Source organism: Pseudactinotalea sp. (genome assembly GCF_048594945.1).
Classification (GTDB): Bacteria; Actinomycetota; Actinomycetes; order Actinomycetales; family Beutenbergiaceae; genus Pseudactinotalea.
The window spans coordinates 1-5,471 of sequence record NZ_JBMDXJ010000367.1; the positions used below are offsets into that span (position 1 = coordinate 1).

Annotated in this window: 6 protein-coding genes and 1 pseudogene; all 7 read left to right on the forward strand. The window is 64.3% G+C overall.

The features are described 5' to 3' along the window. Window positions 1–229: pseudogene (locus tag ACOJSN_RS16780) on the forward strand (sugar ABC transporter permease); the annotation flags it as partial. After that, on the forward strand, window positions 229–1,134 hold the full coding sequence (locus ACOJSN_RS16785) for a carbohydrate ABC transporter permease (RefSeq protein ID WP_420113638.1): 906 nt from the start codon (window positions 229–231) through the stop codon (window positions 1,132–1,134). The pseudogene ACOJSN_RS16780 and the gene ACOJSN_RS16785, both read left to right, overlap by 1 nt. Before the next feature lie 189 nt (window positions 1,135–1,323). Then, window positions 1,324–1,566, forward strand: coding sequence for a hypothetical protein (locus ACOJSN_RS16790; protein ID WP_420113639.1), 243 nt, complete (start codon window positions 1,324–1,326; stop codon window positions 1,564–1,566). 434 nt (window positions 1,567–2,000) lie between these two features. After that, on the forward strand, window positions 2,001–2,909 hold the full coding sequence (locus ACOJSN_RS16795) for a carbohydrate ABC transporter permease (protein ID WP_420113643.1): 909 nt from the start codon (window positions 2,001–2,003) through the stop codon (window positions 2,907–2,909). A gap of 18 nt (window positions 2,910–2,927) precedes the next feature. Next, entirely contained in the window at window positions 2,928–3,827 is a 900-nt protein-coding gene (locus ACOJSN_RS16800; RefSeq protein WP_420113640.1) for a carbohydrate ABC transporter permease, read from the forward strand. A gap of 57 nt (window positions 3,828–3,884) precedes the next feature. After that, complete coding sequence (locus tag ACOJSN_RS16805; protein WP_420113641.1) at window positions 3,885–5,207, forward strand: ABC transporter substrate-binding protein; 1,323 nt, start codon at window positions 3,885–3,887, stop codon at window positions 5,205–5,207. A gap of 74 nt (window positions 5,208–5,281) precedes the next feature. After that, a partial coding sequence (locus tag ACOJSN_RS16810; RefSeq protein ID WP_420113642.1) for a hypothetical protein occupies window positions 5,282–5,471 on the forward strand: 190 nt, incomplete at its 3' end.

Here is a 5,471-nt window from a genome sequence, read left to right on the forward strand (position 1 = left end):
GCTGGAGCTGATCGGCGCGCTCAAGGTGTTCGACCAGATCTACCTGCTGACCGGCGGCGGACCCAACTTCGCGACACGGTCGGTGGTCGGCTTCATCTTCGACTACGGCTTCACCAGCTACCGGGTGGGCTTCGCCTCGGCCGCGTCGTTGATCCTGTTCGTGTTCGTGCTGCTGCTCTCGGCTGCGTGGTTCGCCACATCGCGCCGATTCTCGAAGGAGGACGTCTGATGACTGCAGTGACAGATCGTTCGGCACAGGTGGCCGAGCGCGCCGCGGTGACGTCAGCACGCGACCGCCGCCGGCGCGGCGGCAGGCCGAAGATGTCCGGCTTCGATCGGATGGCGACAGCGGTGGTCGTGGCGTTCGGGCTGCTCTGGCTCGTGCCGCTGCTATGGGCACTCGACACGTCGTTCAAGCCGGAGACGGAGACGACGCGACTGCCGCTCACGTGGATGATCGAGAATCCGACCCTCGAGGCCTACCTCGGCGTCATCAACTCGACCGACATCGTGCTCTGGTACGGGAACAGTCTGTTCATCTCGTGCATGGTGTCCGGTTTGGCGGTCCTCGTCTCGAGCATGGCGGCGTTCGCGCTCTCCCGCGTGCCGATGGCGGGCAAGAAGGTCATCTTCGGGGCGATCCTGCTCGGCATCATGATTCCGAGCCAGGCGCTGATCGTGCCGTTGTTCCAGGAGATGCAGGTGCTCGGGCTGCTCGGGACGTACTGGGCGGTGATCCTGCCCCAAGTGCCGGCGGCCGTCGCAGTGTTCGTGTTCAAGCAGTTCTTCGACGGTCTGCCGGGCGCCTTGTTCGAGTCGGCGCAGGCCGACGGCGCCGGCTGGCTCCGCATGTGGGCGACGATCGCGATGCCGCTCAGCCGTCCGGCGATCTCCGCGGTTGCGATCTTCACGTTCGTGTGGTCATGGAACGCCCTGCTCTGGCCGCTGCTCACGCTCAACGACTCCCAGCTGATGACCGTGACGGTCGGGCTGGCGACCGTACAAGGTGAGTTCGGTGTCGCGTACGCGCAGATCATGGCGTCGGCAATCCTTGGGGCACTGCCGTTGTTTGCCGTGTTCCTCCTCTTCCAGCGACAGATCGTGCAGGGGATCGCCAACACCGGGATCAAGTGAGCCTCGCCAGGGCTGCCTGGCCCGTACCCACACGTCCGCTGAGCTGGACCGAGATGTGAGCCACGGATGCGAGTGGACAGCGGTTATCCACAACCGGCGCTGTCGGCGTGCGACGGTGGTGAGGAACACACCGATCCGCCGACGAGCGACACGTCCGAGACATCCGAGAGCGCGACGCCCACGGAGACGGTGACCGAGAAAGCCGAGCCCACGGACGCGCCGACGCCGCCTGAGGGCGAGGCACCCACGCCTGCAGATGAGGCGCTCGTCGATGACCACGTCGGTGCGATCTCGGCGGCGAGGCACTTCCTGGATCTGTACGCGTACATGCGCCAGACCCGGGATACCGGTCAGTTCGACGCGACAGCGGAGTACCCCACGGACGATGAGCTCAACTACCTCGTCCGGCTCTCTGGGGCATCGAGCCGGTGACGATGGTCCGTACGCGGCAGATGTGGCGGCATTGCCGTCGCAAGAGGTCCTGACGAGCAGGCAGCGATCGCGCTACAGCCGGAGCGTGACCCGGGTCGGTTGAGAACGAGCGGCATCGAGCAGCTCATGCGAAACGGGTGACGATAGTGCACCCGTCGCGACCGATCCGCAGGCTGGTTGGAGTCCGACGGCCACGAACCACATCGAGGGCACCGTCGCTGCTGCTGCGGCAACAACCACTCTCCCGCAGCATCCACGATCTCGGCCTCCGGCGTGCTGCATCCACCGGACAGGCTCCCGAACCTCCGCAATAAGGAACAGTGCTTCTACTATCCGAGAAAGTCTTGCGCTAGAGTCTACGCGCGTGGATACTGGTCCGCGGTAGCCGACGGAACCCAAAGGAGGGTGGCGTGACGACAGCGAAGCTGCACCAGATGCGAAGCGAAGGGCGACGGCGCGGACGGACGCGGGGCCGCGAGGCGCTGGCCGCGTATGCGTTCCTGCTCCCGTGGTTCGGCGGCGTGGTCGTGCTGACCGCAGGGCCGCTGATCGCCTCGCTCTACTTGTCCTTCACGAACTTCGACCTGTTACAGGCGCCGGACTGGGTGGGCCTGGGCAACTACGCCAACCTGCTGAACGACTCGCGGTTCCTCACCTCGCTCGGGGTGACCTTCACCTATGTGTTCCTGGGAGTGCCGCTGCAGCTGGCGTTCGCGCTCGCCGTGGCGATGCTCCTCAACCAGAAGGTGAGGGGACTGGCGATCTTCCGCTCCGTGTACTACCTGCCCTCGCTGCTGGGTGGCAGTGTGGCGGTCGCAGTGATGTGGCGTCAGCTCTTCGGGGGCACTGGCGTCATCAACCAGGTGCTCGGCGCTTTCGGCATCAGCGCGCCGAACTGGATCGCTGATCCGAGGTTCGCCCTCTACACCCTGGTGATCCTGCACGTCTGGCAGTTCGGCTCCGCGATGGTGATCTTCCTGGCGGGTCTGCAGCAGGTCCCCGCCGACCTCTACGACGCCGCCGCGGTCGACGGCGCAAGCAAGTGGCAACAGCTGCTACGGATCACCATCCCGATGATCACGCCGGTGATCTTCTTCAACCTGGTGCTCGGGGTCATCAACTCGTTCCAGGCGTTCACCTCCGCCTACATCGTCAGCGGCGGCACAGGTGGGCCCCTCGACTCCACGCTGTTCTACACGCTCTACCTCTACCAGCAGGGCTTCACCAACTTCCAGATGGGCTACGCCTCGGCGATGGCGTGGGTACTGCTGGTGATCATCGCCATCTTCACTGCCCTCAACTTCGCGACCTCGCGTCGCTGGGTCTACTACGGAAATGCCTGATCGAACATGACGACGACGATGACCCACAAGACGCGCGCGCAGCCGCAGGCGAGCGTGGCGCCGAGCCGACAGCACCACCGACAGTCCGTTCATCGTGAGCGCAACCGCTGGTGGATCTACGTGATCCTCGTTGTGGGATGCGTCGGGATGCTGTACCCGCTGGCGTGGATGCTGCTGAACTCGTTCCGCGAGGACAGTCAGATCTTCAGCAATCCCACCGGGCTGCCGACCGTGTTCGACTTGCGCAACTACGTGGCAGCGTGGTTCGCGACGACCCCCGCGTTCGGCTACTTCTTCATCAACTCGTTCATCGTGTGTGCACTGGCGATCCTGGGGAACGTCGCCTCGTGCTCGCTCGCCGCCTATGCGTTCGCACGCCTGCGGTTCCCGCTCCGTGGACCGCTGTTCGCGATCATGCTTCTCACTCTGATGCTTCCGGCCCATGCACTGCTCGTGCCGCAATACACCCTGTACTTCAACCTCGGGTGGATCGACACCTTCCTCCCGCTGGTGGTTCAGAAATTCCTGGCAACCGATGCCTTCTTCATCTTCCTCATGGTGCAGTTCATCCGCGGCATCCCGCGCGAGCTGGACGAGGCCGCACGACTCGATGGCTGCGGAGCCTGGGCGATCTACCGCCGAGTGATCCTCCCGCTGCTCCAGCCAGCGCTCGTGACCACTGTGATCTTCACCTTCATCTGGACGTACAACGACTTCTTCTCCCAGCTCATCTACCTGAACTCGCCCGGCAGGCTCACCGTGCCGATCGGGCTGCGTACGTTCGTCGACTCCTCTGGCGGTTCGTACGCACAGCTCCTGGCGATGTCGGTGCTCACCCTCGTGCCGACCTTCGTCGTCTTCATGCTCTTCCAGCGCCGTCTCGTGGACGGCATCAGTACGACCGGCCTCAAGGGCTGATCGATGCGCCCTGTGCGCTGACAGATACCTGCTCACCACACATCAAAGGAGAATGTGATGGACAACCGTTCCTTGCTCTCGACGCCGATCACGCGTCGATCCGCCCTGCTGACAGCGCTTGGTCTTGGTGCTGCCGGTGCGCTCACCGCCTGCGGCGGCGGTTCCGGCGATTCCGATGCCCCGGTCGTGTTCGGAATCTTCGGAAGTGCCGACAAGCTCGAGATCCGTAAGAACGCCATCGACGCGTTCATCGCGGCGCATCCGGACAATCCGGTCGAGTACCTCGGGGTCCCCAGCGATGCGTGGCCGGACAAGATCGCCACGATGGTGGCAAGTGGCAACGCACCGGATGTCATCACGCTCGCCGGCGGTGAGGTGTTCACCTACGCGAGCCGCGGAACGCTTGAGCCGCTTGACGCAGTCGAGGGTTTCGAGCCTGGCAACTTCACCGACGCCATCCTCGATCTGGGTCGAGCGGAGGACGGCACCCTCTACGCAGCCCCGATCGCCGCCAGTACCCAGGCGCTCGGGATGAACGTGAGCCTCCTCGACCGCCTCGACGTGGCACCGCCACCTGAGGTCTGGGCTTTCGAGGAGTTCGCGGACTACTGCCGCGAGGTGTACGACGCGAGCGACGGCACCGTGTGCGGAACGCAGGACTGGGCGCAGAGCCTGGGATGGTGGCAGGTCTGGATGCGCGCCAATGGCTCGGCATTGTTCGGTGACGGGGCGATCAACGCGTCGGTTGACGACATCGCAGCTTGGCTCCACATGTGGGAGGAGCTCCGGCAAGAAGGCGTCAGCGTGCCCATCGATGTGTCGGCCCAATGGACGCCCGGTTCGTGGCCGAACTCGCCCATGGTCAAGGGGCTTGCCGTGTTCTCGAACATCGCAGTGCAGGACCTTGAGAGTGGCTACCAGTCACTCATGGAGGATGAGCTCACACTGACGCCGCCGCCGTCGGCCGAGCCCGGGGGCAGCAAGGGTCTCTACACGGCGCCGTCCTCCTGCGTCACGCTCAACGCCAGAAGCGACAAGAAGGAACGCGCACTCGAAGTGCTGAACTGGTTCGTCAGTGCCCCCGAGTCGGCGCAGATCCTCGGCCTCATCAGTGGCCCACCCGCCGCCGACACAGCATTGGCCGCAGTGCTCGAGATGGAGGACCTCAGCCAGCTTCAGGCAACCGTGCTCAGCTACACGCAAGAGGCCTTCGCCGACATCGAGCCCACACCACCGGCCGAGATCAAGGGCGGGATTGCCGCTGTCACCGACCTCGCTCGGCGGGTCAACGAAGAGGTGGGATTCGGCCGCATGTCGGCCAGTGAGGCTGCAGAGCAGTTCGTCACCGAGGCGAACCAGACGCTCAGCACCGCGAGTTGAACCACCATCACCCATCTACCTGCCAACAAGTTTCGACAGAGGAGAACACCATCACCATGTCCGTGGACACAGCAGTGCAGACGAAGCCAGAGCAGGAGCAGAGGAGCGAAGGGTGGTGGAACGCACCCTTCTCGGTGTTCCAGACCAACCTGCAGGAGATCGACGCTGTTCTCGACGTTGATGACGCACTGGACTTCATCGTGGGCTACGGAGCAGACACCTGGCTCATCAACACCGGGGGTATCGCCTCGTTCTACCCCACGC